The sequence below is a fragment of the Dactylosporangium sp. CA-052675 genome, from assembly GCF_050947935.1.
Classification (GTDB): domain Bacteria; phylum Actinomycetota; class Actinomycetes; order Mycobacteriales; family Micromonosporaceae; genus Dactylosporangium.
In genome coordinates this window covers 7,096,755-7,120,587 of the sequence record NZ_CP192010.1, presented here as the reverse complement: position 1 = coordinate 7,120,587, position 23,833 = coordinate 7,096,755, and the positions used below count along the sequence as shown (strand labels likewise).

Below are 23,833 nucleotides of genomic sequence, written 5' to 3'. Positions count from 1 at the left end.
TCAATTGTCGGCCCGCGGCGCCACTCCCGCCCGGTTCGCCGGCCTGCGGGCCAGCACGAGGAATCCGCGCAGGTCGAGCACCGTGCCGCCGCCGAGCGCGTCCAGCGTCCGGGCGAGCACGTCCAGGGTGCGCTCCTGCGCCTGCGGGCTCTTGGCGCGAAACGGCCCGAAGGTGCGCACGAGCCGCAGGTACGCCGCGGCGTCCAGCGGCAGCGTCCGGCTCGTCGCCTCCGCGCGCACGTCCGCCCAGAGCCCGGATGCGAGGACGTCGCGGTGGACCCAGGCGTCGTCGCGTACGACGGCCGGGGTCTGATCCACCGCCGCGAAGGCCTCGTCGAACGCGCGCCGGTGGGCGGGGTCGGCGTAGTCGTAGCGGTGCCCGAACACGGCGAGCGTGCCACCGGGGCGCAGCGCGTCGAACGCCAGCCGGTTGCGGCGCTCGGGGTCGAGCCAGTGCCAGGCCAGCGCGCACCCGACGACGTCCGCGGGCCCGGCGCCGGCCTCCTCGAACGGCGCGACGATCACCGTGGCGGCGGGGAAGCGGGCCGCGAGCAGCGCGGCCATCCGGGGGTCGGGCTCGACGCAGGTGAGCCGCCCGCCGAGCGCGTGCAGCACCGCGGTGCCCTTGCCGGTCCCGGCCCCGATCTCCAGCACGTCGCCGGGCGTCGATCCGTGGTAGGCGGCGAGGGCCTCGGCGAGCCCGGGCGCGTACGCCGGCCGCGCGTCGTCGTAGACGTCGGCCACCTCACCGAACCGCGTGCCGTCCAGCATGCCCCCACGATCGCACACGGCGGGATTCCGGGCCCCGCCTGACCGCCGACGAGCAGCCGCCCGGCGCGCCGGAGCGCTCCGGCGCGATGTTCGTCGTCTCCGCCGCCTCCGGCTGCTGAATCCGGGTCCGAACGGTGCGCGGTTCCCGGCCGGACGGGCGAGCCGGTCCGGACGGCGGTGCCTTAGCGTCACGGCATCGTCTCGGGAGGTAACCGTATGGAGCTGGACGCCGCCGTAGCCCTCGTCACCGGCGCCGGGCGCGGGCTCGGCCTGCACATCGCGCGCGAGCTCGCCGCGCGGGGCGCCAAGGTGTACGCCACCGCGCGCAATCCCGCCGCCGTCGACGTCCCGGGGGCGACCGTGCTCCCGCTGGACGTGACCGACCAGGCGGCCGTCGACGCCGTGGCCGCCGCCGCGCCCGACGTGACGCTGCTGGTGAACAACGCCGGCCTGGCCACCTTCACGAGCCTCGTCGACGGCTCCCTCGACGACGCGCGGCTGGAGATGGAGACCCATTACTTCGGCACGCTGCGCATGGTGCGCGCGTTCGCGCCGGTGCTCGCGGCCAACGGCGGCGGGGCCGTGGTCAACGTGCTCTCGGCCCTGTCGTGGGTGACCTACCTGCACGCGACCTCCTACAGCGCCGCGAAGGCCGCCGAGTGGAGCCTCACCAACGGCATCCGCCTCGAGCTCGCCGGGCAGGGGACGGTCGTCAGCGGGGTGCACCTGGGCGCCGCCGACACGGACATGATGCGCCGGTGGGACGTGCCCAAGCTGGCGCCCGAGTTCGTCGCGGCGGCGGTCGCCGACGGCATCGAGCGCGGCGACCTGGAGATCCTCGTCGACGACGCGGCCGTGCAGGCGAAGGCGGCCCTGGCCGCGGACGTGCGGCAGGTGTACCCCCAGCTGCGGTAGAGAACATCGCGCCGCCCGCGGGCGGACATGCGCCCGCGGACGGCGGTGTCGGGGCCGGTCCGCTCGGCGCGGACCCGGCCCGTGCGGCCGGCGCGGTCGAGCTCGACGGCGACGACCTTGTTGCCGCGGTTCTGCACCACTACCCCGGTCGGCGGCAGCGGTTCGGCTCACGACCGGCCGGGCGGCCCGGGCGGGCGCCCTCCTGAGGCAGACGCCCGCCGGGACCGGCGCTCTACAGGAAGCGGTACGCCGTGCCGCCGCGCACCGGGGCGACCCGGATGCCCGCCGACGGGTTGGCCGCCTCGACCATCTTGCCGTTGCCGATGTAGATGGCGACGTGCCCGGACGTGTGGATGACGTCGCCCGGCATCCACTGCCCGGACGGCACCTGACGGCCGCGGGCCGCGATCTGCTCGCTCTGGTGCGGCAGCTTGATGCCGACCCGGGCGTAGGCGGCCATCACGAGACCGCTGCAGTCGTAGGCATCCGGGCCGGCCTTGGCGTACACGTAGGGCTTGCCCACCTGGGCGAGCGCGAAGTTCACCACGGTGCCCGCGGCCCCCGAGGGGGGCGCCACCGACGTCGTGGTCTGCTTCGACGACGTGGACTTCGTCGTCTTCGACGAGGACGTGGACTTCGTCGTCTTCGACGGCTGCTTCTGCGCCGTCCTGGTCGGCGCCGGGGCGGGCGGCGGGGCCGGGGCGACCGCCGCGTCGCGCGCCGAGGCGGCGAGCGTGACGTAGTGGTCGCGGTGGGCACGGTCGACGCGCTCGTAGGCGGCGAGCAGGGTCTCCTGCTCGGCGAGCGTCGGGGCGGGGGAGCCGGTCAGGACCGTCTCGGACGCCGTCGTCTGCGTCGATGCCGGATTCGGTGGTTGGGCCAGCGCCATGGGAATCGGCAGGGCGGAAGGGCCGAGCCAGACGGCGGAAAGGGCAAGGGCTGCGGTGCCCGCTGCGATGCGGTGCAGCGGCCGATGTGCGTTCAGGTCGACTCCAGGAACGGCCCGGTGCACTCTCGCGTGTCTCGGGTGGGAGCGCCCCGTCCGGGCGGCGCTGACCCGAAGTACCGGGCAAAGCGGATGATTTCGATATGCCGCCCCAAGCGGGGCCGTTGGCGACGCTAGGCCGGATGCCACGCGCTGTGGCCTGCTCGTGACATTCCTCACCACCTATCTCACCCACTGTTGGGCGGGTATCAGCCGGTATGTCCGTACCGACCGGACAACCTTGTTCGGCTGTTCGGGCGTCTCGGTTGCACCTTCTTCGGTCGCCCGTTTTAGCGGCATTTCGGCGCTTACGCTGCATTCATGGGTTGTGCCGGGGTCCTGCGCGCCACCGCGATCACCGCGACCGTGGCGCTGCTCGCCGCGTGCGCCGGCACCGGCGCCGAGAGCCCGTCCGCCCAGGCCGCCTGCGCGCCCTTCGCCGGCTACCGGGGCCACCAGGGCACCACCGTCACCGTCAGCTCCTCGATCCGCGACGTCGAGGCCGACAAGCTCGTGCAGGCCTGGGAGACGTTCCAGTCCTGCACCGGCATCACCATCGACTACACCGGCCGGGCGGACTTCGAGGCCACCCTGCCGGCCGAGGTCGCCGCCGGCCGCGGGCCCGACCTCGCGTTCTTCCCGCAGCCGGGCCTGCTCGCCGCCATGGCGCACACCGGCCGGCTCAAGCCCGCCGGCAAGGACGTCGCCGCCGAGGTCGAGCGCTACTACCCCGCCGACTGGAAGCGCTACGGCGTCGTCGACGGCGTGCTCTACGGCGCCCCGCTGGACGGCAACGTGAAATCATTCGTCTGGTACTCCCCGAAGTACTTCGCCGAGCACGGCTACACCGTCCCGCAGACCTGGGACGACCTGATCGCCCTCAGCGACCGCATCGCCGCCACCGGCGTCAAGCCCTGGTGCGCCGGCATCGAGTCCGGCGGCGCGACCGGCTGGCCCGTCACCGACTGGCTCGAGGACACCCTCCTGCGCACCGCCGGCCCCGCCGTCTACGACCAGTGGGTCGAGCACCGCATCCCGTTCGACGACCCGCGGGTCGTCGCGGCGCTCGAGCGCGTCGGGACGATCCTGCGCAACCCCCGCTACGTCAACGGCGGCTACGGCGGCGTGGAGTCCATCGCCGGCACCCCCTTCCAGGAGGGCGGCCTGCCGATCCTGCAGCACCAGTGCGCCCTGCACCGCCAGGCGTCGTTCTACATGAACTGGTGGCCGGCCAACGCCACCATCGCCGAGGACGGCGACCTCTACGCCTTCTACCTGCCGCCGGTCGACCCCGCCGCCGGCCGGCCCGTGCTCGGCGCCGGCGTCTTCGCCGCCGCGTTCGCCGACCGCGCCGAGGTCCAGGCGGTCGCCGCGTACCTCGCCACCCCCGCCTTCGCCGACAGCCGTGCCCGCTCCGGCGGCGTCGTGAGCCCCAACACCGGCCTGGACAGCAACGTGCTGGACAACCCGATCGAGAAGCTCTCCGCCGGCCTGCTCACCGACCCCGGGGTCACCTTCCGCTTCGACGGCTCCGACCAGATGCCCGCCGCCGTGGGCGCCGGCACCTTCTGGTCCGGCATGACCGACTGGATCAGGGGCGCCGACACCGCTACCGTCCTGCACCGCATCGAGACCAGCTGGCCGGCTTGATCCGTGGCCCGGGATGCCGATGTGGTGACCGTGTTCGGAGGCGTGCGGCGACGGGTGGCGGATCTGCGGATCGCCACGAAGATCGTCAGCGTGTCCCTCGTCGTGACCGCGATCTTCACCGCGTCCGGCGTCGTCGGACTCGTCAACCTCCAGCGGCTCGTCGCCGAGCAGGACCGCGACTACCGCGTCAACGTCGTCGCCGTCGACAAGATGACCGACGTGCGCTCCGCCGTCGGCGCCGAGCTCGAGGCCGTCCTCGCCTACATCCTGTCCGACCCCGGCTTCTACCGCGACACCTACGCCGAGGTCATCGTCGACTCCGACCGCGACATCGACGCCCGCATCGCCGAGCTGCGCGCCCTCGCCCTGCCGCGCAACGAGCTGTCGGGCCTCAAGGCGTTCGCCGCCACCGTCACCATGTGGCGGACCGCGCGCCAGGCCGCCCTCGACGCCGCCGACGCCGGCGACCAGCGCAAGGCCGCCGCCGTCGTGCTCGTGCGCTCCGAGGCCATCGCCCGCGCCGTGAAGGACCGCGCCAACTCGTTCCTCGACCAGCTCGTCGAGGCCGTCGCCGACGGCGCCCGCCGGGCCAAGGCCAACGGCATCCGCAACACCCAGCTCACCGCCGCCCTGCTCGCCGCCGGCGCGCTCACCGCGATCCTGCTCGCCGTGCTCACCGCCCGCGCCATCTCCCGGCCGCTGCGCGAGGTCGTCGACGTCCTCGCCCGCGTCGCGCGCGGCGACCTCAGCCGCCGCGTCGAGCTCGACCGGGGCGACGAGGTCGGGCAGATGGGCCGCTCCCTCAACGAGACGCTGGGCGTGCTGCGGGCCGCCTTCGAGGAGGTCCACCACCGCGCCTGCCACGACGGCCTCACCGGCCTGGCCAACCGGGCCCTGCTGCGCGAGCGCATCGCCGCCGCCCGCCCCAACGCGGCCGGGGGCCTGCCGGTCGCCATGCTGCTCATCGACCTCGACGGCTTCAAGCAGGTCAACGACGCCTACGGGCACAACGCCGGGGACTTCCTGCTCACCGTCGTGGCCGAGCGGCTGGTCGCGGGCGTGCGCGCCCAGGACACCGTGGCCCGCCTCGGCGGCGACGAGTTCGCGGTGCTGCTCGACGGCGTCGAGTCGGCCGAGGACGTGTACCTCGTCGCCGACCGGCTCTGCACCGACCTGCAGGAGCCGGCGACCTACCGCCCCGACTGCGTCATCACCCCGCGCGCGAGCATCGGCGTGAGCCTGTGGGACGGCGAGGTCCCCATCGACGCGCTCATGCACGACGCCGACCAGGCCATGTACGCCGCGAAGACGGGCGGCAAGGGCCGGGTCGTGCGCTCCGCCTAGATCGAGACCCAGCCGTCGAAGCCGCTGGGGCTCATGCAGTGCACCCGGTTGGCCAGGTGCAGCGAGGGGTCGGTCTCGTACCGCTTAGCCAGCACCCGCGCCGCGCCGGCGTCCCCGCGGTCGGCGGCCAGCAGCAGCTCGGCCAGCTCGTCCGCGGTCCGGTCGGTGATCGCCCCCCACTGGTCCCACAGCAGCGCCTCGTCGCCGTGGCGGTGCGCGACCTCGAGCAGCACCGAGTCGAGCAGGAACTGGTGGCCGTGGAACGGCAGCGCCGGATCCACCCCGTACCGGTCCGCGTCGATCAGCCCCCGCCGGTGCGCCGTCCACGCCTGGGCCGCGGTGATGAACTGCGGCAGATCGGCGGTGTCGAACGGGTGCTCGGCCGGGTCGAGCTGCGCGTCGGCGAGCACCCACCGGGTGCCGTTCCAGTACTCGGCGACGACGTGGTCGTAGTTCCAGTCCTCGGCGAAGTACGGCGAGAACCCGACCCGGCTGCGCGCGGGCACCCCGCGCCGGCGCAGCGCCGCGATGGTGAGCAGCGTGAAGTCGCGGCAGCAGCCGACGACCCGCTGCGCCTGCGGCCGCGGCTCGGCCAGCGGCCCCGGGAAGCGCTGCTGGTCCAGCTCGAGCATCCGCGAGGCCCAGCGCGAGTCGATCTCGGCCAGCCGGGCCCCGTCGAAGGCGATCCCGGCCGCCCGGTAGTGCACGAGCACGTTGCGCACCACCGCCATCAGCCCCGCCACGTCATCGGGCAGTTCGTCGAGGAGCTCGCCGAACCGGCCGGGGTCGCTGAAGCGCGACTGCTCGCGGTACCGCTGCAACATAGACCGAACCTAGCAACTTTCGAGCAGGATCCGCCCCAGCGCGGCGTGGGCCCGGACGGCCGGATGCGTCGGCCCGTAGTCGGCGGCGGTCCCCAGGGCGTCCGCGAACAGGGCGTACACGGCCGCGGGCGCGCCGGCCGGGCTGAAGACGATCCCCGCCTCGTGCCGCGCGGCGCCCGTCGCGTCCCGGTCGGCGCCGTGTTTCGTGGCCACGCGGGCGCGGTCGGGGCCGCGCAGATCCCGCCGGACGCCGTCGTGGTAGCCGGCCGGCGCGCGCAGGACGCCCAGCATGAACGCGGTGCTCGCCGGGCTCAGCAGCGCCCCGGCGGCCAGGCGCGCGAGCAGGTCGTGGGTCTCGCGGGCGGTCGTGGCGCCGAGGAGGAAGCGGGCCGGGTCGGCGGCGGTGGGCTCCACCCGGGTGCGGGTCAGGCCGAGCGAGGCCAGGATCTCGTTGACCTCGGGGCCTGGGACGAGCCGCCCGCACAGCCGCACCGCGGTGTTGTCGGACACCAGCAGCAGCGCGGTGAGCACGCCCGCGACCGTGAGCTCGTCGCCGTGCACGGGCTGCAGGTGGTACACCCCGGAACCGCCGATGACGTCGGAGGGCCCGAGGCGGACGCGCCGGCCCAGGTCCAGCTCGCCACGGTCGGCCTTGGCCAGCAACGCGCTGGCCAGGGCCAGCTTCTGCACGCTGTACCCCCGGACGGCCCGCTCGTCGTCGTCCTCGACCACGACGCTCCCGCCGACGCTGACCCGGGCGTGCCAGTCCCCGCCCGCGCGGTGCTTGTGCCGCGTGTAGGCCCGGCGGATGTTTTCGGGTGCCACCACCGGCAGTCTAGGGTTCCTGCCATGGACGCCGCCGCCGAGTTGCAGGAGCACCTGGACCTGCTGACGTTCGCCGACCGCGGCACCGACGAGGTCACCGAGCTGCTCATCGCCGCGACCGTCGCGTGGGCCGTGGGGCGGGGCTGGCGCGCCTACCGGCGGGCGGCGAGCGTCGTGCCGCTGCCCCCGCCCTACGAGCAGCAGTTCTCGGTCGTCGACGTCGGCATCGCGCGCCCGGGCGGCCCGCCGCTGGTGGTCGAGGTGGACCACGCCGACCGCCGGCGCACGCTGGACAAGCTCGCCGCCGAGGCCGCCGCGGGGCGGGAGGCGCTGTGGGTGCGCTGGGGCTCGGGCCGCCTCGTGCCGCCCGCGGACCCGATCCGGTTCGTGGCCTTCCCGGTGATCTCCCGCCGGGGCCCGTCGGGCGGGCGGGTGCACTCGCACACGCCGAGCCGCCCCGCGCCCGAGCACTCGGCCCCCGAGGGCTCCTACCGCGTCGTCGCTCTGGACCCCGAGCGCTGACCCGGTCCCTGCGCGGCGAACAGCTGCTCGAAGAGCGGCATCGGGTCCAGCTGCGCGTACGAGCGCACGCGGCTCGACAGGTTGTCCGTGATCACCAGGGCCGCGCAGTTGCGGTCCACCACCATCACCAGCGGCCGCTTCCGCGTGGCCGGCTCGAACGTGATGACGTAGCTGAGCTGGGTGGGGAAGGCGACGCGCAGGCACGCCTGGTCCGGCTGCGGCGCGGGCAGGCTGTTGAGCAGCCGCACGAAGCTGTCGACGCCCTCGGTGAGCACCTCGGGCGGGGCGACGGTCGGGGCCGGAGTCGTCATCGGGGTGTCGCACCGGGTGATGGCGTTCGCGCCGTACGGGATGAACTCGCCGCCCGCGTCGGCGGGGAGCACGCCGGTGCCGTACCGGGGAATCGCCGAGCAGTCGACCGCCTGCGCCCCCGGCCCGGAGACGACCGGTGACGGGTACACCGACGCCGGCGCCATCGAGGGCGACGCCGAGGGGTCGATCGGCGGCGGCAGCCCGACCGCCGACCGCATCGCGGCGAGCCCCACGAGGAGCGCCGCCCCCGCGACGACGGCGATTACTGTTCGTGTGCGCATGACACTACGCAGTGTAGTCGCATCCGGGTCGGATCGTGCCCGGTCGCGGGGAGCGGGAGCGCGTCACGATCCCTGTGCGGCGGCCTCCGCGGCCTTGCGCAGGCCCTCGGCCTCCATCCGGATGTACCGGCGGATCAGCCCGCTGTAGAACAGGGTCACGACCCTGGCCAGCGGGCCGGCGAAGGACAGCGTCAGCTCGGCCGTGCACGTCCCGTCGCCGTTGTCGATGGCCCAGTGCCCGCCGACGTTGCGCACGCCCGGGGCCGAGTCCGAGGACCACTCGAAGCCGTGCGCGTCCACCTTCGTCACGGTCCAGGTGCTGGGACGCAGCTTCGGCTGGGTGACGCCCACGGTCTCGCCCACGGTCAGGGGTCCGGACGCGGCACGGTCCACATGGGACACGGAAGCGGTCCAGGAGGGCCACTCCTGAACCGCCTTCATGATGTCGCCGGCCACCGTGGCCGGGGCCGCGATGGTGATGGTGTCGCGGAAATCCACGCTCATGCTCGCAGCGTACGACCGCCTACCCCAGCTTCAGCCAGAGGGCTCCCAGCGGTGGGACGCGGATCTCGGCCGAGGCGGGCAACCCGTTCGCGGACTGGCCCGTGGCCTCGACCGAGCCCATGTTGCCGACGCCGGATCCGCCGTACACATCGGCGTCGGTGTTGAGGATCTCCTGCCAGCGGCCGGTGAAGGGCAGGCCGATGCGGTAGCCCTCGTGCGGGTGCGCCGCGAAGTTCACGACGACCGCGACGACCGAGCCGTCGCCGCCCCAGCGCAGGTAGGAGAAGACGTTGCCGCCGGAGTCCTCGTTGTTGATCCAGCGGAAGCCGTCGGGCGAGGTGTCCTGGGTCCACAGCGCCGGCGTGCGCTTGTAGACGTCGTTCAGGTCGCGCACGAGCCTCTGCAGGCCGCCGCGCATCGGGTCCTGGACCAGGCCCCAGTCCAGGCCGCGCTCCTCGGACCACTCCTGCTCGTCGCCGAGCTCGCAGCCCATGAACAGCAGCTGCTTGCCGGGGAAGGACCACATGTAGGCCAGCAGCGCCCGCGCGTTGGCGACCTTCTTCCACAGGTCGCCGGGCATCTTGCCGACGAGCGAGCCCTTGCCGTGCACGACCTCGTCGTGGCTGATCGGCAGGACGTAGTTCTCGCTCCAGGCGTAGACGGTCGCGAACGTCATCTGGTTGTGGTGGTACTGGCGGTAGATCGGGTCCTTGGCGACGTACGTCAGCGTGTCGTGCATCCAGCCCATGTTCCACTTGAAGCCGAAGCCGAGCCCGCCGGAGTCGGTCGGGCGCGTGACGCCGAGCCAGGCCGTCGACTCCTCGGCGATCATCATGATGCCGGGGTGGTGCTTGTAGACGGTCGCGTTCGCCTCCTGCAGGAAGGAGATCGCGTCGAGATTCTCCCGGCCGCCGTACTGGTTCGGCGCCCACTGCCCGTGCTCGCGGGAGTAGTCGAGGTAGAGCATCGAGGCGACCGCGTCGACCCGCAGCGCGTCGGCGTGGAACTCCTCGCACCAGTACAGGGCGTTCGCGACGAGGAAGTTGCGCACCTCCTTGCGGCCGAAGTCGAAGATGAGGGTGCCCCAGTCCGGGTGCTCGCCGCGGCGCCAGTCGCCGTGCTCGTACAGCGGCGTCCCGTCGAAGCGGGCGAGCGCCCACGAGTCCTTGGGGAAGTGCGCGGGCACCCAGTCCAGGATCACGCCGATGTCGGCCTGGTGGAGCCGGTCGACGAGGTGGCGGAACTCGTCCGGCGAGCCGAAGCGCGCGGTCGGGGCGTAGTAGCCGGTGACCTGGTAGCCCCACGAGCCGCCGAACGGGTGCTCCATCACGGGCAGGAACTCCACGTGCGTGAAGCCCATCTCCTTGACGTACTCGGTGAGCTGGTCGGCCAGCTCCAGGTACGACAGGCCCGGCCGCCACGAGCCCAGGTGCACCTCGTAGATGCTCACCGGCTCCTCGTGCGCGCGCCGCTCCGCGCGGGCGGCTACCCAGTCGGCGTCCTTCCAGTCGTACTGCGAGCTGTAGATGACGCTCGCGGTGGCCGGCGGCTCCTCGGTGTGCTGGGCGAGCGGGTCGGCCTTCTCCACCCAGTCGTTGTCCGGGGTGAGGAGCCGGAACTTGTACTTCTGGCCGGCCCGCGCGTCCGGGACGAAGAGCTCCCACACGCCGCTGCCGCCGAGCGAGCGCATCGGCAGCCCGTCGTGCGCGCCCCAGCCGGTGAAGTCGCCGACCACGCGCACGCCGCGCGCGTTCGGGGCCCACACCGAGAAGGCGACGCCACCGGGGCGCACCTGCGCGCCGAGGACGGTCCACAGCCGCTCGTGGCGCCCCTCCTGGATGAGGTGCAGGTCGAGCTCGCCGAGGGTCGGCAGGTGGCGGTACGGGTCGTCGCCGAGCGTGCCGTCGGCGTCGATGCGGTAGTCGTCGACGACACCGGGGACCTCGACCTCGAACACGCCGTCGCCGTGCACCTGCGTCATCGGGTACCGCTCGCCGCCGGCGACCACGGCCACGTCCGCGGCTCCCCGGCGCAGCGTCCGGATCACCGTCGTGTCGGTGCCGGGGTGCGCCCCGAGCAGGCCGTGCGGGTCGTGGGACCGGCCGGCGATGAGGTCGTCGAGATTCATAGGGTTGCTCACCTTGTCGTCAGGTCGGAACCGTTCACCATGCGCTCGATCGACTGCAGGGGAATCCGCAGCCAGCCCGGCCGGTACCGCGCCTCGTACGCGCTCTCGTAGACCGCCTTGTCCAGCTCGTAGGCGCGCAGCAAAGCCCGGTCCTCGCGCGGGTCGTACCCCGCCGCGGCAGCATAGCCGTCGCAGAACGCGTCACGGTTACGGTCGACCCACTGCCGGGCCCGGCGGCCGAGCTCCTCGTCCTCCTCCTGGCCGAGCAGCAGCTGATAGGCGGCGTACTCGTAGGAGCGCAGCATGCCGGCGACGTCGCGCAGCGCCGAGTCCGGCTTGCGGCGCTCGTGCACCGGCACGCCGGGCTCGCCCTCGAAGTCGATCAGCAGCCAGGACTCGGGCGTGCGCAGGACCTGCCCGAGGTGCAGGTCGCCGTGGATGCGCTGGGTGCGCACGGGCTCGTCGCCGATCGAGCGGAACAGGGCGGCGATGTCGCCGGCCAGCGCCTCGAGGTCGGGCACGACCCGCACGGCGCTGTCGAGCCGGGCCAGCATCGCCTCGACCGGCGGGGGAGCGGCCTGCGTGCCCAGCTCGGCGGCGAGGGTGTTGTGCACGTGCGCGACGGCCTCGCCCAGCCGGGCGGACTCGCCGGCGAAGTCGCCGCCCACTTCCTCGGGGTTCAGGTCGTGCTCGGCGTACAGGTCGCGGGCGCTCGTGGTCGCCATCGCCCAGCCCTCGGCCGAGTTCTGGGCGTACTCCGTCACCATCGCCAGTGCCAGGTGCTCGCCGTCGGGGGTGTCGCTCTCGATGGCGCCCAGCAGCCGGGCCACGTTCGGGCAGCCGGCCCGCGCCAGCACGCGGTTGAGCTCGAGGTCGGGGTTGATGCCGGTGGTCACGCGCCGGAACGCCTTGAGGATCGCGGCGCTGTCGAAGACGACCGACGTGTTGCTCTGCTCGGCGCCGGAGATCCGCGCGGGCGCGTCGACCGGCAGCGCGACCCCGGGCTCGGGCACGAACCGCAGCCCGTCGACGACCGCGCCGGTGTCGATGAGCGCGAGGATGCGCTGCGCCGAGTGCTCGTCGTAGAGGGCGTCGGAGGCGGTGCGGTCGCCGTCGGCGCCGATGAGGGCCGCCGCCGACAGCTCCGCGGCCACGTCGAGGTTCCAGCCGACGAAGATCTGGTACCGCTCCGACCCGCCGTCCTCGTAGTGCGCGTCGAGTAACACGTGGTCGAGTCCGTCGGGCAGGTGCGTGACGACGGCGGGCTCGGCCTTCGTGAGGGTGCGGGTGCGGCCGGCGTACCACCGCTGATGCGGCAGCCAGTCGGTGTACGGCAGAGTCGTCATGGCCATCCTTATCGCCTTCTCCGTCAGCTCTGCTCTACCGGCGCGGTCAGCTGGAACCAGTAGAAACCGTGTCCCGGCAGGGTCAGCAGATACGGCAGCTGCCCGATCGCCGGGAACTGGACGTGCCCCGTGAGCTCGATGGGCGTGTATCCGGCCCAGTTCTGCAGGTTCAGCTCGATCGGCTGCGGGAAGCGCGACAGGTTGTTCACGCAGAGCACGACGTCGTCGCCGTGGACCCGCACGAAGGCGAGGATCGAGGGGTTGGAGCCGCCCAGCTCGCGGAACTCACCGGCGGCGAAGGCCTCGTGGCGGCGGCGGACCTGCAGCATCGTGCGGGTCCAGTTGAGCACCGAGGTGGAGCTCTCCCGCTGCGCCTCGACGTTGACCGACTGGTAGCCGTACACGTGGTCCTGGATCGCCGGCAGGTAGAGCCGGCCCGGGTTGGCCTGCGAGAAGCCGGCGTTGCGGTCCGGGGTCCACTGCATCGGGGTGCGCACGCCGTCGCGGTCGCCGAGCCAGATGTTGTCGCCCATGCCGATCTCGTCGCCGTAGTACAGCACCGGCGAGCCGGGCAGCGACAGCAGCAGGGCGGTGAACAGCTCGATCTGGTTGCGGTCGTTCTCCAGCAGCGGGGCCAGCCGGCGCCGGATGCCCACGTTGGCGCGCATCCGCGGGTCCTTGGCGTACTCCGCGTACATGTAGTCGCGCTCCTCGTCGGTGACCATCTCGAGGGTCAGCTCGTCGTGGTTGCGCAGGAAGATGCCCCACTGGCAGTTGGACGGGATCTGCGGGGTGTGGGCCAGGATCTCCGAGATCGGGAAGCGCGACTCGCGGCGCACCGCCATGAAGATGCGCGGCATGAGCGGGAAGTGGAACGCCATGTGGCACTCGTCGCCGTCGCCGAAGTACTCCACGACGTCGGCCGGCCACTGGTTGGCCTCGGCGAGCAGGACCCGGCCGGGGAACTCGTCGTCGATGACCTTGCGGCAGCGGCGCAGGAACTCGTGGGTCTCGGGCAGGTTCTCGCAGTTGGTGCCCTCGGACTCGAAGAGGTACGGCACCGCGTCGAGCCGGAAGCCGTCGATGCCCAGGTCCAGCCAGAACCGCAGCACGTCGATCATCTCGCGCTGGACCTCGGGGTTGGCGTAGTTGAGGTCCGGCTGGTGGGAGAAGAACCGGTGCCAGAAGAACTGCCGCCGCACCGGGTCGAAGGTCCAGTTGGACTCCTCGGTGTCGACGAAGATGATCCGGGCGTCGGAGTAGGCCTTGTCGGTGTCGGACCACACGTAGTAGTCGCCGTACGGGCCGTCGGGGTCGCGCCGGGACTCCTGGAACCACTGGTGCGAGTCCGAGGTGTGGTTCATGACCAGGTCGGTGATGACCCGGATGCCGCGCTTGTGGGCCGCGTCGAGCAGGGCGACGAAGTCCTCGACGGTGCCGAACTCCGGCAGGACCTTGTAGAAGTCCCGGATGTCGTACCCGCCGTCGCGCAGCGGCGAGTCGTAGAACGGTGGCAGCCACAGGCAGTCGACGCCGAGCCACTGCAGATAGTCGAGCTGGCCGATGAGCCCCTTGAGATCGCCGGAGCCGTCGGCGTTGGAGTCGGCGAAGGCCCGGACCAGCACCTCGTAGAACACGGCCCGCTGGAACCAGCGTTCGTCGGCGGGCAGGACCCGCGCCTGGTCGAAGTCGCTGGACGACGGGTGCTCGACTGTGTCGCTCATGTAGTACCTACCTTGCTGCCCGTCGTCATCGGTGACGGATCACCGGTGACGATGCACCGTGAACACATGGGCCGGCTCGTAGTAGGGGTCGAGCCGGACGGCGTTGTGCTGTCCCCAGTCGAAGGTCGCGCCGGTGATCTCATCGCGCACCGTGAACCGCTCGTGCCAGTCGAAACCGAGCGCGGGCATGTCCAGAGTCGTGTTACCCCACTGCACGTTGTGTGAATCCAGCGACACGACGACGAGGACGGTGTCGTCGGTCTCGGGGTCGCGCTTGGACCAGCACAGCACCTGCTCGTTGTCGATGCCGTGGAACACCGTGTTGCGCAGCCGCTGCAGCGCCTTGTGCTCGCGGCGCACGGTGTTGAGCCGGCGCAGGTACGGCGCGAGGGACTCGCCGTTGCGCTCGGCGGCCTCCCAGTCGCGCGGGCGCAGCTGGAACTTCTCGTTGTCCAGGTACTCCTCGGCGCCCGGGCGCGGCAGGTGCTCGAAGAGCTCGAAGCCCGCGTACATGCCCCAGGACGGGCTCAGCAGCGAGGCGAGCACGGCCCGGATCTTGAACATCGGCGGGCCGCCCCGCTGCAGGTGCACCGGCAGGATGTCGGGCGTGTTCGGCCAGAAGTTCGGGCGCATGTAGTCCGCGGCCGCGATGAGCTCGTTGACGTACTCGCGGATCTCCCAGCCCTCGACGCGCCAGGTGAAGTACGTGTACGACTGCGTGAAGCCGACCTTGCCCAGCCCGTGCATCATCGCCGGGCGGGTGAACGCCTCGGCGAGGAACAGCACGTCGGGGTCGACCGCCTTGACCTCGCCGATGAGCCAGTGCCAGAAGCCCACCGGCTTCGTGTGCGGGTTGTCGACCCGGAAGATCTTCACGCCCTGCTCGACCCAGTGCAGGACCACGCGCAGGATCTCGGCGCGGATGCCCTCGGGGTCGTTGTCGAAGTTGAGCGGGTAGATGTCCTGGTACTTCTTCGGCGGGTTCTCGGCGTAGGCGATGGTGCCGTCGGCGCGGGTGGTGAACCACTCCGGGTGCTCGGTGACCCATGGGTGGTCGGGCGCGCACTGCAGCGCCAGGTCCATGGCGATCTCCACGCCGGCGCCGTGCGCCGCGCCGATGAACGCCTTGAAGTCGGCGAGGGTGCCGAGGTCCGGGTGGATGGCGTCGTGCCCGCCCTCGGCCGCGCCGATCGCCCACGGGGAGCCGACGTCCTCGGGGCCGGCGACCAGGGTGTTGTTCGGGCCCTTACGGTTGCTGCGGCCGATCGGGTGGATCGGCGGGAGGTACACGACGTCGAACCCCATCGCCGCGACCTGCGCCAGGCGCGGCGTGGCGGAGGCGAACGTGCCGTGCTTGACCGGCTTGCCGCGCTCGTCCACGACGGCGCCCTCGGAGCGCGGGAAGAACTCGTACCAGGCCGAGAACAGCGCCCGCTCCCGGTCGCACCACAGCGGCAGCGCGTCACCGCGGGTCACCTGCTGGCGCAGCGGGTGCCGCCACAGCACGTCGGTGAGGCCCAGCGCCGGCGACACCCGCGCGAACAGCGGGATGTCGGCGTCGTCGAGCGCGCCGGCCGCGCCGAGCACCCGCCCGCGCTCCTCGGCGGGCATGTCCGCGGCCGCCTCGCGCAGCAGGGCCGCGCCCTCGGCCAGGTCGTTGGCGAGGTCCTCGAGGCCCTGGCCGGCGGCGATCTTCTTGGACACGGCGCTGTGCCAGGTGAGGTACGGGTCGCTGAACGCCTCGACGGCGAAGTGCCACGCGCCGACCGCGTCGGGCCGGATCTCGCCGAGCCAGGAGTCGGTGCCGGCCGGGCCGGGGCGCAGCCGGTTGAACGGCCGCTGCGTGCCGTCGGGGGCGATGAGCACCACGTTGCAGCCCATCATCGCGTGGCCCTCGCGGTACGACACCGCGGAGACCGGCACCGCCTCGCCGACGACGGCCTTGGCCGCGAAGCGACCGCCCTCGATCTGCGGCGTGACCTGTTCGATGGGGAACCGCTGGCCGACTCCGACCGCCGGGGCGTGGAAGGACGCCGCCGGCGACTCGGCCGTCTCCTGGGGCTGGACCGGTTCCTCGGACAGCGCGATCTCCGTTTCGGTCGCTTTTGTGGTCGCGATCTCCGTCTTGAGCGCCTCAGGGGGATTGCCCATGATCCTCACCGTATCGAATTGTCGCGGTCGCTGCAGGGGAAGCTACGGCTCGACGCGCTGACCTTTGCCCACCACGACGATGCCGCCCTCGGAAACGGTGAACCGCTCCCGGTCGCGCTCGAGGTCGACGCCGATCTCCGCGCCCTCGGGCACGACGACGTTCTTGTCCAGGATGGCGTTGCGCACCACGGCGTGCCGCCCGATGTCGACGCCCTCCATGAGCACCGAGCCCTCGACGTGGGCCCAGGAGTGCACCTTCACGTTGGGGGAGACCACCGAGTTCTCCACCAGCGAGCCGGAGATGACCGCGCCGGGGGAGATCATCGAGCCGATCGCCCGGCCGACGCGCTCGCCCCAGCCGTGCACGAACTTGGCCGGCGGCCACGGGTTGTTCCCGGTGAAGATCGGCCAGTCGAAGTTGTACAGGTTGAAGACCGGCTGCACCGAGATGAGGTCCATGTTGGCCTCGTAGTACGAGTCGAGCGTCCCGACGTCGCGCCAGTAGCCGCGGTCGCGCTCGGAGCTGCCCGGGACCACGTTCGTGCTGAAGTCGTAGACGGCGGCGTCGTTCTTCTCCACGAAGTACGGAATGATGTTGCCGCCCATGTCGTGCTTGCTCGACGCGTCCTGCGCGTCCCGGGTCACCGCGTCGATGAGCGCGTCGGTGGTGAACACGTAGTTGCCCATCGACGCGAAGATCTCGCCGGGGCTGTCCGGCAGGCCCCGGGCGTCCTTGGGCTTCTCGCGGAAGGCGCTGATCTGCCGGCCGCCCTCGCCGACCTCGATCACCCCGAACTGGTCGGCGGTCGACAGCGGCTGGCGGATGCCGGCCACCGTGGCGGCCGCCCCGGACTCGATGTGCTGGCGCACCATCTGCTCGGGGTCCATCCGGTAGATGTGGTCCGCGCCGAAGACGATGACGTAGTCGGGCCGCTCGTCGTTGATGAGGTTCAGGCTCTGGTAGATGGCGTCGGCGGAGCCGGCGAACCAGCGCGGGCCCAGGCGCTGCTGCGCGGGCACCGGCGTCACGTAGTTGCCCAGCAGCGTCGACATCCGCCACGTCTTCGTGACGTGCCGGTCCAGCGAGTGCGACTTGTACTGGGTCAGCACGACCATCTTCAGATAGCCGCCGTTGGCCAGGTTGGACAGCACGAAGTCGATCAGGCGGTAGATGCCGCCGAACGGCACCGCGGGCTTGGCCCGATCCGTGGTCAAGGGCATGAGCCGCTTGCCCTCGCCTCCGGCGAGGACGATCGCGAGGACGTTCTTGGCAGCCATGGGCCAGACGCTAAACGTGTCCGGCGTGTTGCGCCAGACGAACAGCAATTAGTGTTTGGTGCGTGCGAGTAGACCTGCTCACCCGAGAGTACCCGCCCGACGTCTACGGCGGCGCGGGCGTGCATCTGGAGTATCTGGCCCGCGAGCTTCGCAACCTGCGCTCGGCCCCGCTGGACGTGCGCGTGCACTGCTTCGGGGCGCCGCGCGCCGAGGCCGGGGTGACCGGGTACGCCGACCCCGCGGGGCTGGCCGGGGCCAACGCCGCCCTGCGCACCATGGGCGTCGACCTGGAGATGGCCGCCGGGTGCGCCGGCACCGACGTCGTGCACAGCCACACCTGGTACGCGAACCTGGCCGGGCACGTGGCCAAGCTGCTGCACGGGGTGCCGCACGTGGTGACCACGCACAGCCTCGAGCCGCTGCGCCCGTGGAAGGCCGAGCAGCTCGGCGGCGGCTATGCGCTGTCGTCGTGGTGCGAGCGGACCGCGATCGAGGCCGCCGACGCCGTCATCGCCGTGTCGGCCGGGATGAAGGCCGACGTGCTGCGCGCCTACCCCGGCGTCGACCCGGACAAGGTGCACGTCGTCTACAACGGCATCGACACGGCGCAGTACGCGCCGGATCCGGCGACCGACGTGCTGGAGCGCCTCGGCATCGACCCGCAGCGGCCCAGCGTCGTCTACGTCGGGCGGATCACGCGGCAGAAGGGGTTGCCGTACCTGTTGCGTGCCGCCCGGTCGCTGCCGGCGGACACCCAGATCGTCCTGCTGGCCGGCGCGCCCGACACGCCGGAGATCGCGGCCGAGGTCACCGCCCTGGCCGACGAGCTCAAGGCGACCCGCTCCGGGGTCGTGTGGGTGCAGGAGATGCTGCCCAAGCGCGAGGTCATCCAGGTCCTCACGCACGCCACCCTGTTCGTCTGCCCGTCGATCTACGAGCCGATGGGCATCGTGAACCTCGAGGCGATGGCGTGCCAGACGGCGGTCGTGGCGACCGCGACCGGCGGCATCCCCGAGGTCGTCGCCGACCGCGAGACCGGGCTGCTGGTGCCGATCGAGCAGGTCGCGGACGGCTCCGGCACGCCGCTGGACCCCGACCGGTTCGTGGCCGACCTCGCCGACGCGATGACGGCGCTGCTGGAGGACCCGGCGCGGGCGGCCGCGTTCGGCCGGGCCGGTCGGCAGCGGGCCGTGGACCACTTCTCCTGGGCGGCGATCGCCGACCGGACCCTGGCGGTGTATCAGTCCATCACGTGACCTTCTCCTGGGCGGCGATCGCCGACCCGGACGCTGGCGGTGTGTCAGTCCATCACGTGACCTAGTCCATCACGTGATCGGCGATGAGCTGGCTGATCGCCTCCGGCTGCTCGACGTTGGCCAGATGGGCGGCGTTCGGTACCACCACGAGACGGCTCGTGCGGACCCGCCGCTCGATCAGGTCACCGTGCTCCGGCGGCGTGGCCGGATCGTCCGCCCCGGCGATCACCAGGGTCGGGGCGGCGATGCGGTCCAGGTCGGCGCGCAGGTCCATGGCGGCGATCGCCTCGCAGCCGCCCGCGTAGCCCTCGGCCGGGCAGGCGGCGATCATCGCCCGGTAGGGCGCGACCCGGGCCGGCAGCGCGGCGCGGAAACGGGGCGTGAACCACCGGCCGAGCACCGCGTCCGCGACCGGCTGCATCCCCACGGCCCGCACCTGCCGCGCCCGGTCCAGCCAGCTCTCGGCGGGCGGCAGGTGGGCCGACGTGCAGATGAGCACCAGGCGCTCGATGCGCTCCGGGGCGTGGGCGGCCAGCCACATGCCCACCATGCCGCCCAGGGACAGGCCGCAGTAGCTCGCCCGCTCGATCCCGAGGCGGTCGAGCAGGGCGAGGACGTCGCGGCCGAGGTCTTCGATGCGGTACGGGCCCGGCGGAACCGGCGAGCCGCCGTGCCCGCGGTGGTCGAAGCGCACCACCCGCAGCCGGTCGCCGAAGCGCGCCAGCTGCGGCCGCCACATGTCGAGGTTGCTGCCCAGCGACCCGCCGAGCAGCAGAAAGGGCGCGCCGAGCGGGCCCGCGGTGCGTTGGAACAGCGTCGTTGCCGTCACCGGATCCTTGTATCACCTCGCTTCGCTCTCAGCGGAACGGGTTTGCCGTCATGTGGCGTTATCCTGGTTGCCAGGTTCCTCGGGTAGGGCGCCTACCCGCGCTGTCCTCCGTGACGGCCAAGAGGCTTCGACTCAGCGCATCCACCTTTCGTGTCGAGGGCGGGTGCTGCCCGCCGGAAGGCGTCGATGCCCCATGTTCGAGCGTTTCACCGACTCGGCCCGCCGCGTCGTCGTGCTGGCCCAGGAGTCGGCCCGCACCCTCAACCACGGCTACCTCGGCTCCGAGCACCTGCTCCTGGGCCTGCTGATGGAGCACGACGGCATCGGCGCGGCGGCCCTGCGCGCCGTCGGCGTCAGCCTGGAGCGGGCCCGCCACGAGGTCGAGGAGCTCGTCGGCCTCGGCGCGCAGGCCCCGGTCGCCAACATCCCGTTCACGCCCCGCGCCAGAAAGATCCTGGAGCTGGCCCTGCGCGAGTCGCTGCGGCTCGGCCACGACCGGGTCTGCACCGAGCACGTCCTGCTCGGCCTGATCCGCGAGGGCGAGGGCACCGCCGCCCAGGTCCTGATCCGCCTCGGCGCCGCCCCCAACGCGCTGCGGGCCCAGGTCATGGACGGCCTGACCGGCCACCCGTCGGCCCTGGGCCCGGCCGGCTCCGGCTCGTCGCAGCGCCCGGCGAGCCCGGCGCTGGACCAGTTCGGCCACGACCTGACCGCCGACGCGCGCGACGGCACCCTGGACCCGGTGATCGGCCGCGACGCCGAGATCGAGCGGGTCGTGCAGATCCTCACCTGCCGGCGCAAGAACAACCCGATCCTCACCGGCGAGCCCGGCGTGGGCAAGACCGCCGTCGTCGAGGGCCTGGCCCAGCGCATCGTCGCCGGCTCGGTGCCGCCCGCGCTGACCGGCCGCAGCGTCTACTCGCTGGACCTCGGCGGCCTGGTGGCGGGCTCGCGCTACCGAGGCGACTTCGAGGAGCGCCTGCGCAAGGTCATCAAGGAGATCCGCACCCGCGGCGACGTCATCGTCTTCATCGACGAGATCCACACCCTGGTCGGCGCCGGCGCCGCCGAGGGCGCCATCGACGCCGCGTCGCTGCTCAAGCCGCTGCTGGCCCGCGGCGAGCTGCAGACGATCGGCGCGACGACGACGCAGGAGTATCGGCGGTACATCGCCAAGGACGGCGCCCTGGACCGCCGCTTCCAGCCGGTGGCGATCGAGCCCCCGACGGTCCCCGAGTCGATCGCGATCCTGCGGGGCCTGCGCCCCGGCTACGAGTCCCACCACGGCGTGACCTACACGGACGACGCCGTGCGCGCGGCGGTGACCCTCTCCGACCGCTACGTCCCGGAGCGCCACCTGCCGGACAAGGCCATCGACCTGCTCGACGAGTCCGGCGCGCGGGCGGCCCTCGCCTCGGCCGTCGAGGTGGACCGGGCCCGGATCGCGGAGGTGCTGGCGACCTGGACCGGCATCCCGGTCGGCGCCCTGTCCGCCGACGAAGCGACCCGCCTGCTGGGCCTGGAGCGGTCGCTGCACACGCGGGTCGTGGGCCAGGCCCACGCCGTGCGGGCCGTGGCCGACGCCGTGCGCCGCTCCCGCACCGGCCTGAGCGACCCGAGGCGCCCGACGGCGTCCTTCATCTTCGCGGGCCCGTCCGGCGTCGGAAAGTCCTCCCTGGCGAAGGCCCTGGCCGAGCACCTCTTCGGCACCGAGGAGGCCCTCATCCAGCTCGACATGTCGGAGTACCACGACCACCACACGGTCTCCCGCCTGGTCGGCGCCCCACCCGGCTACATCGGCCACGACGAGGGCGGCCAGCTGACGGAGCGGGTCCGCCGCCGCCCCTTCTCGGTCGTCCTCTTCGACGAGATCGAGAAGGCCCACCCGGACGTGTTCAACGCCCTGCTGCAGATCCTGGAGGACGGCCACCTGACCGACGCCCAGGGCTGCCGCGCCGACTTCCGCCACACCATCCTGATCCTGACGACCAACCTGGGCACGGCCACCACCGCGGCCGGCTTCGCCCCCAGCGCCCCGGCCGCTGCCGGTGCCGCTGCGGTTCCGCCTTCGCGCGTCGCCGCGGCACCTCCGCTCGCGGCGCCGGGCGCAGCACCGCTTCCGCCGCCCAGCACCTGGCAGGCAACCGCAGCTGCAAGCCTGCGGTCCGCCCCCGGCATGTCCTCGTCCCAGTCGACATTCGCCCGCGACCTGCGCCGCCACTTCCGCCCGGAGTTCCTGAACCGCATCGACGACATCCTGGTCTTCCACCCCCTGACGCCGGACGACCTCCTGACGATCGTCGACCAGCACCTGACGCGGGTAGCCCTCGAACTCGACTCCCGCGGCATCACCCTGCTGGTGACCGACGAGGCCCGCCGCTATCTGGCGACGGCGGGCACGGACCCAGCGTCGGGCGCCCGCCCCTTGCGCCGAACCATCCGCCGCGAACTGGAGAGCGAACTGTCCACCCGCCTGCTGCAGGGCACCCTGAACCCAGGCGAAACCATCACGACCACCGCGGACGCGACCGGCCTGACCTTCACCGTCACCGCCACCGCCACCCGCACCCCCCTCCCGTCCGACGCCGACGACCGCCTCCCGGTCTGACGACCACACCGACACGAGCCCGAGGCCCGCCGAGCCCTCCCCGCCCAGCCAAGACCCACCCACGAGCCGGCCGACGGCTTCCGGCCTCCGCCTTCGGCCAGCCGAACCCGTGCCACGCGGACGCGTCCTCGGGGCGCCGTCGCGGCGCACGCCCACGCTGCCGCCGCGTGTCGTCGCGGTGCTTTGCGGTGCGCGGGGGAGCTGTCGTCGCGGTGGTGCGCGGGGGAGCTGTCGCCGCGGTGCTGTTGCGGCGCTCGCGCACGCTGCCGTCGCGGTGCTGATGCCGACGCCGACGGGTGCGGGAGCCGCCGCCGCTGACGCCGCCGTCGGCGCGGCTGCGGGTGCGGGTGCCACGGCGCGCTGTCGCGGTGCGCGGGGGCGCCGTCGTCGTGGTGCTGTTGCGGTGTGCGGGGAGGTTGTCGTCGCGGTGCTGATGCCGACGCTGACGGGTGCCGGGAGCCGCCGCCGTCGGCGCGGCTGCGGGCGCGGGTGCCACGGCGCCGACGCGGGCTCGGGAGCCGCCGCCGGTGACGCCGCCGTCGGCGCGGCTGAGGGCGCGGCTGCGGGTGCGGGAGCCACGGCGCTGTCGCGGTGCATGGGGACGCCGTCGTCGTGGTGCTGTTGCGGCGCGCGGGGAGGTTGTCGTCGTGGTGCTGTTGCGGTGGCGGGGACGCTGTCCTCGCGGCGTTGATGCTGACGTCGTCGGGTGCGGGGAGCCGACGCCGCCGCTGGTGCCGTCGTCGCCGCGGCTGGGGGTGCGGGTGCCACGGCGCTGGTCGCGGTGCACGCGGACGCCGTTGTCGCGGCGTTGATGCTGACGTCGTCGGGTGCGGGGAGCCGACGCCGCCGCTGGTGCCGTCGTCGCCGCGGCTGGGGGTGCGGGTGCCACGGCGCTGGTCGCGGTGCACGCGGACGCCGTTGTCGCGGCGTTGATGCTGACGCCGACGGGTGCGGGGAGCCGACGCGGGTGGGTCGCGGGAGAGCCACGGCGCCGACGCCGACGCCGACGCCGACGCCGACGCCGACGCGGGCGCCGACGCCGACCCTGGTGCGGTGCGGTGCGGTGCGGGTGCGGGAGCCGACGCCGACGTGCGTGCGGACGCCGGAGCTGCCGCCGACGCGGAGCCGGCAGAGGGCGCCGAGGCTCCGGCCGGCCGCCGAAGAGCCGTGGCCGCCGGAGCCTCGGGCGCGTCGACGAACTCGTGCCGCCGCGGCCATCGAAGCCGCGCGTGGTGAGCCGGGCAGCCCGCTCGTAGCACCGCGACCACGAAACGCAGCGCTGTGGACCTCGCCACCACGGACCGGCCGACCAGCCACTCGCGCGGCCGCGACGAACCGATCGAGCAGCCACTCACGGCGCAGCCAGAAGACCAGACAGCCACTCACGGCGCGGTCAGCGGACCGGGCACTGAGGGCGTGGCGAACCGACCGATTCCGTTACCAGCGGCGGGGCTGGTGGAGTTCGTAGCCACTTTGCGGCGTGGGCAGAAGACCAACCAGCCGCTCGTGGTCAGCGGACGAGGCACTGATGGCACGGCGAAGCGGCCACTCCGCCACCGACGGCGCGGCCAGAAGACCAG

18 protein-coding genes are annotated in these 23,833 nt (G+C 72.7%); 6 read left to right on the top strand and 12 right to left on the bottom strand.

What is annotated here, in order from left to right; all coding sequences use genetic code 11:
• Positions 1-771 (bottom strand): methyltransferase domain-containing protein, encoded by a 771-nt coding sequence (locus ACQP1P_RS31725; RefSeq protein WP_433076414.1) that lies wholly within the window; start codon positions 769-771, stop codon positions 1-3.
• A gap of 216 nt (positions 772-987) precedes the next feature.
• Here ACQP1P_RS31725 and ACQP1P_RS31720 point away from each other — a divergent pair, with 216 nt between their 5' ends.
• Positions 988-1,686: an SDR family oxidoreductase gene (locus ACQP1P_RS31720; RefSeq protein ID WP_433076413.1), complete on the top strand. Its 699-nt coding sequence runs from the start codon at positions 988-990 to the stop codon at positions 1,684-1,686.
• A gap of 232 nt (positions 1,687-1,918) precedes the next feature.
• Here the strand turns inward: ACQP1P_RS31720 and ACQP1P_RS31715 are convergent, their stop codons facing one another.
• On the bottom strand, positions 1,919-2,575 hold the full coding sequence (locus tag ACQP1P_RS31715) for a C40 family peptidase (RefSeq protein WP_433076411.1): 657 nt from the start codon (positions 2,573-2,575) through the stop codon (positions 1,919-1,921).
• 417 nt (positions 2,576-2,992) lie between these two features.
• On the opposite strand from ACQP1P_RS31715, the gene ACQP1P_RS31710 reads away from it, so the two are divergent.
• Together ACQP1P_RS31710 and ACQP1P_RS31705 are read left to right on the top strand one after the other, a co-directional pair.
• Positions 2,993-4,321, top strand: a complete 1,329-nt coding sequence (locus ACQP1P_RS31710; protein WP_433076409.1) for an ABC transporter substrate-binding protein — start codon at positions 2,993-2,995, stop codon at positions 4,319-4,321.
• A gap of 24 nt (positions 4,322-4,345) precedes the next feature.
• Positions 4,346-5,665 (top strand): diguanylate cyclase domain-containing protein, encoded by a 1,320-nt coding sequence (locus ACQP1P_RS31705; RefSeq protein ID WP_433076407.1) that lies wholly within the window; start codon positions 4,346-4,348, stop codon positions 5,663-5,665.
• On the opposite strand, the gene ACQP1P_RS31700 is transcribed toward ACQP1P_RS31705, so the two are convergent.
• Both ACQP1P_RS31700 and ACQP1P_RS31695 read right to left on the bottom strand, forming a co-directional pair.
• Positions 5,662-6,489 carry a transglutaminase-like domain-containing protein gene (locus ACQP1P_RS31700; protein WP_433076405.1) on the bottom strand — a complete coding sequence of 276 codons (828 nt, stop codon included), beginning with the start codon at positions 6,487-6,489 and terminating at the stop codon, positions 5,662-5,664. The two genes, ACQP1P_RS31705 and ACQP1P_RS31700, sit on opposite strands and share 4 nt — an antisense overlap.
• A 9-nt stretch (positions 6,490-6,498) precedes the next feature.
• A complete protein-coding gene (locus ACQP1P_RS31695; protein ID WP_433076403.1) occupies positions 6,499-7,314 on the bottom strand; it encodes a serine hydrolase in 816 nt (271 codons plus the stop codon).
• Between the two features lie 24 nt (positions 7,315-7,338).
• On the opposite strand from ACQP1P_RS31695, the gene ACQP1P_RS31690 reads away from it, so the two are divergent.
• Positions 7,339-7,836 (top strand): hypothetical protein, encoded by a 498-nt coding sequence (locus ACQP1P_RS31690; protein ID WP_433076401.1) that lies wholly within the window; start codon positions 7,339-7,341, stop codon positions 7,834-7,836.
• On the opposite strand, the gene ACQP1P_RS31685 is transcribed toward ACQP1P_RS31690, so the two are convergent.
• The 7 genes from ACQP1P_RS31685 to glgC form a co-directional block, all read right to left on the bottom strand.
• The gene (locus tag ACQP1P_RS31685; RefSeq protein ID WP_433076399.1) at positions 7,803-8,429 is read right to left on the bottom strand and encodes a hypothetical protein; all 627 of its coding nucleotides are present in this window, start codon (positions 8,427-8,429) and stop codon (positions 7,803-7,805) included. The two genes, ACQP1P_RS31690 and ACQP1P_RS31685, sit on opposite strands and share 34 nt — an antisense overlap.
• A 63-nt stretch (positions 8,430-8,492) precedes the next feature.
• Positions 8,493-8,933 (bottom strand): SRPBCC family protein, encoded by a 441-nt coding sequence (locus ACQP1P_RS31680; RefSeq protein ID WP_433076397.1) that lies wholly within the window; start codon positions 8,931-8,933, stop codon positions 8,493-8,495.
• Between the two features lie 19 nt (positions 8,934-8,952).
• Positions 8,953-11,061: a 1,4-alpha-glucan branching protein GlgB gene (gene glgB / locus ACQP1P_RS31675; protein ID WP_433076396.1), complete on the bottom strand. Its 2,109-nt coding sequence runs from the start codon at positions 11,059-11,061 to the stop codon at positions 8,953-8,955.
• Between the two features lie 8 nt (positions 11,062-11,069).
• A complete protein-coding gene (locus tag ACQP1P_RS31670) occupies positions 11,070-12,407 on the bottom strand; it encodes a maltokinase N-terminal cap-like domain-containing protein (RefSeq protein WP_433076394.1) in 1,338 nt (445 codons plus the stop codon).
• A gap of 23 nt (positions 12,408-12,430) precedes the next feature.
• Entirely contained in the window at positions 12,431-14,131 is a 1,701-nt protein-coding gene (treS, locus tag ACQP1P_RS31665; protein ID WP_433076392.1) for a maltose alpha-D-glucosyltransferase, read from the bottom strand.
• A 39-nt stretch (positions 14,132-14,170) separates the two neighbouring features.
• Positions 14,171-16,282: a maltotransferase domain-containing protein gene (locus ACQP1P_RS31660; RefSeq protein WP_433076390.1), complete on the bottom strand. Its 2,112-nt coding sequence runs from the start codon at positions 16,280-16,282 to the stop codon at positions 14,171-14,173.
• Between the two features lie 42 nt (positions 16,283-16,324).
• Complete coding sequence (gene glgC, locus ACQP1P_RS31655; protein ID WP_433076388.1) at positions 16,325-17,560, bottom strand: glucose-1-phosphate adenylyltransferase; 1,236 nt, start codon at positions 17,558-17,560, stop codon at positions 16,325-16,327.
• Between the two features lie 62 nt (positions 17,561-17,622).
• On the opposite strand from glgC, the gene glgA reads away from it, so the two are divergent.
• Positions 17,623-18,816 (top strand): glycogen synthase, encoded by a 1,194-nt coding sequence (gene glgA, locus ACQP1P_RS31650; RefSeq protein WP_433076386.1) that lies wholly within the window; start codon positions 17,623-17,625, stop codon positions 18,814-18,816.
• 61 nt (positions 18,817-18,877) lie between these two features.
• Here the strand turns inward: glgA and pcaD are convergent, their stop codons facing one another.
• Positions 18,878-19,645, bottom strand: a complete 768-nt coding sequence (gene pcaD / locus ACQP1P_RS31645) for a 3-oxoadipate enol-lactonase (protein WP_433076384.1) — start codon at positions 19,643-19,645, stop codon at positions 18,878-18,880.
• Positions 19,646-19,838: 193 nt separating this feature from the next.
• On the opposite strand from pcaD, the gene ACQP1P_RS31640 reads away from it, so the two are divergent.
• Positions 19,839-22,253 (top strand): ATP-dependent Clp protease ATP-binding subunit, encoded by a 2,415-nt coding sequence (locus ACQP1P_RS31640; RefSeq protein ID WP_433076382.1) that lies wholly within the window; start codon positions 19,839-19,841, stop codon positions 22,251-22,253.
• Positions 22,254-23,833 lie beyond the last annotated feature (1,580 nt).

Excerpts from the sequence above, each read along its gene's own strand:
- ACQP1P_RS31725 (WP_433076414.1), bottom strand. The coding sequence starts at position 771 with ATGCTGGACGGCACGCGGTTCGGTGAGGTGGCCGACGTCTACGACGAC.
- ACQP1P_RS31720 (WP_433076413.1), top strand. The coding sequence starts at position 988 with ATGGAGCTGGACGCCGCCGTAGCCCTCGTCACCGGCGCCGGGCGCGGG.
- ACQP1P_RS31715 (WP_433076411.1), bottom strand. The coding sequence starts at position 2,575 with ATGGCGCTGGCCCAACCACCGAATCCGGCATCGACGCAGACGACGGCG.
- ACQP1P_RS31710 (WP_433076409.1), top strand. The coding sequence starts at position 2,993 with ATGGGTTGTGCCGGGGTCCTGCGCGCCACCGCGATCACCGCGACCGTG.
- ACQP1P_RS31700 (WP_433076405.1), bottom strand. The coding sequence starts at position 6,489 with ATGTTGCAGCGGTACCGCGAGCAGTCGCGCTTCAGCGACCCCGGCCGG.
- ACQP1P_RS31690 (WP_433076401.1), top strand. The coding sequence starts at position 7,339 with ATGGACGCCGCCGCCGAGTTGCAGGAGCACCTGGACCTGCTGACGTTC.
- ACQP1P_RS31685 (WP_433076399.1), bottom strand. The coding sequence starts at position 8,429 with ATGCGCACACGAACAGTAATCGCCGTCGTCGCGGGGGCGGCGCTCCTC.
- ACQP1P_RS31680 (WP_433076397.1), bottom strand. The coding sequence starts at position 8,933 with ATGAGCGTGGATTTCCGCGACACCATCACCATCGCGGCCCCGGCCACG.
- glgB (WP_433076396.1), bottom strand. The coding sequence starts at position 11,061 with ATGAATCTCGACGACCTCATCGCCGGCCGGTCCCACGACCCGCACGGC.
- ACQP1P_RS31670 (WP_433076394.1), bottom strand. The coding sequence starts at position 12,407 with ATGACGACTCTGCCGTACACCGACTGGCTGCCGCATCAGCGGTGGTAC.
- treS (WP_433076392.1), bottom strand. The coding sequence starts at position 14,131 with ATGAGCGACACAGTCGAGCACCCGTCGTCCAGCGACTTCGACCAGGCG.
- ACQP1P_RS31660 (WP_433076390.1), bottom strand. The coding sequence starts at position 16,282 with ATGGGCAATCCCCCTGAGGCGCTCAAGACGGAGATCGCGACCACAAAA.
- glgC (WP_433076388.1), bottom strand. The coding sequence starts at position 17,560 with ATGGCTGCCAAGAACGTCCTCGCGATCGTCCTCGCCGGAGGCGAGGGC.
- ACQP1P_RS31640 (WP_433076382.1), top strand. The coding sequence starts at position 19,839 with ATGTTCGAGCGTTTCACCGACTCGGCCCGCCGCGTCGTCGTGCTGGCC.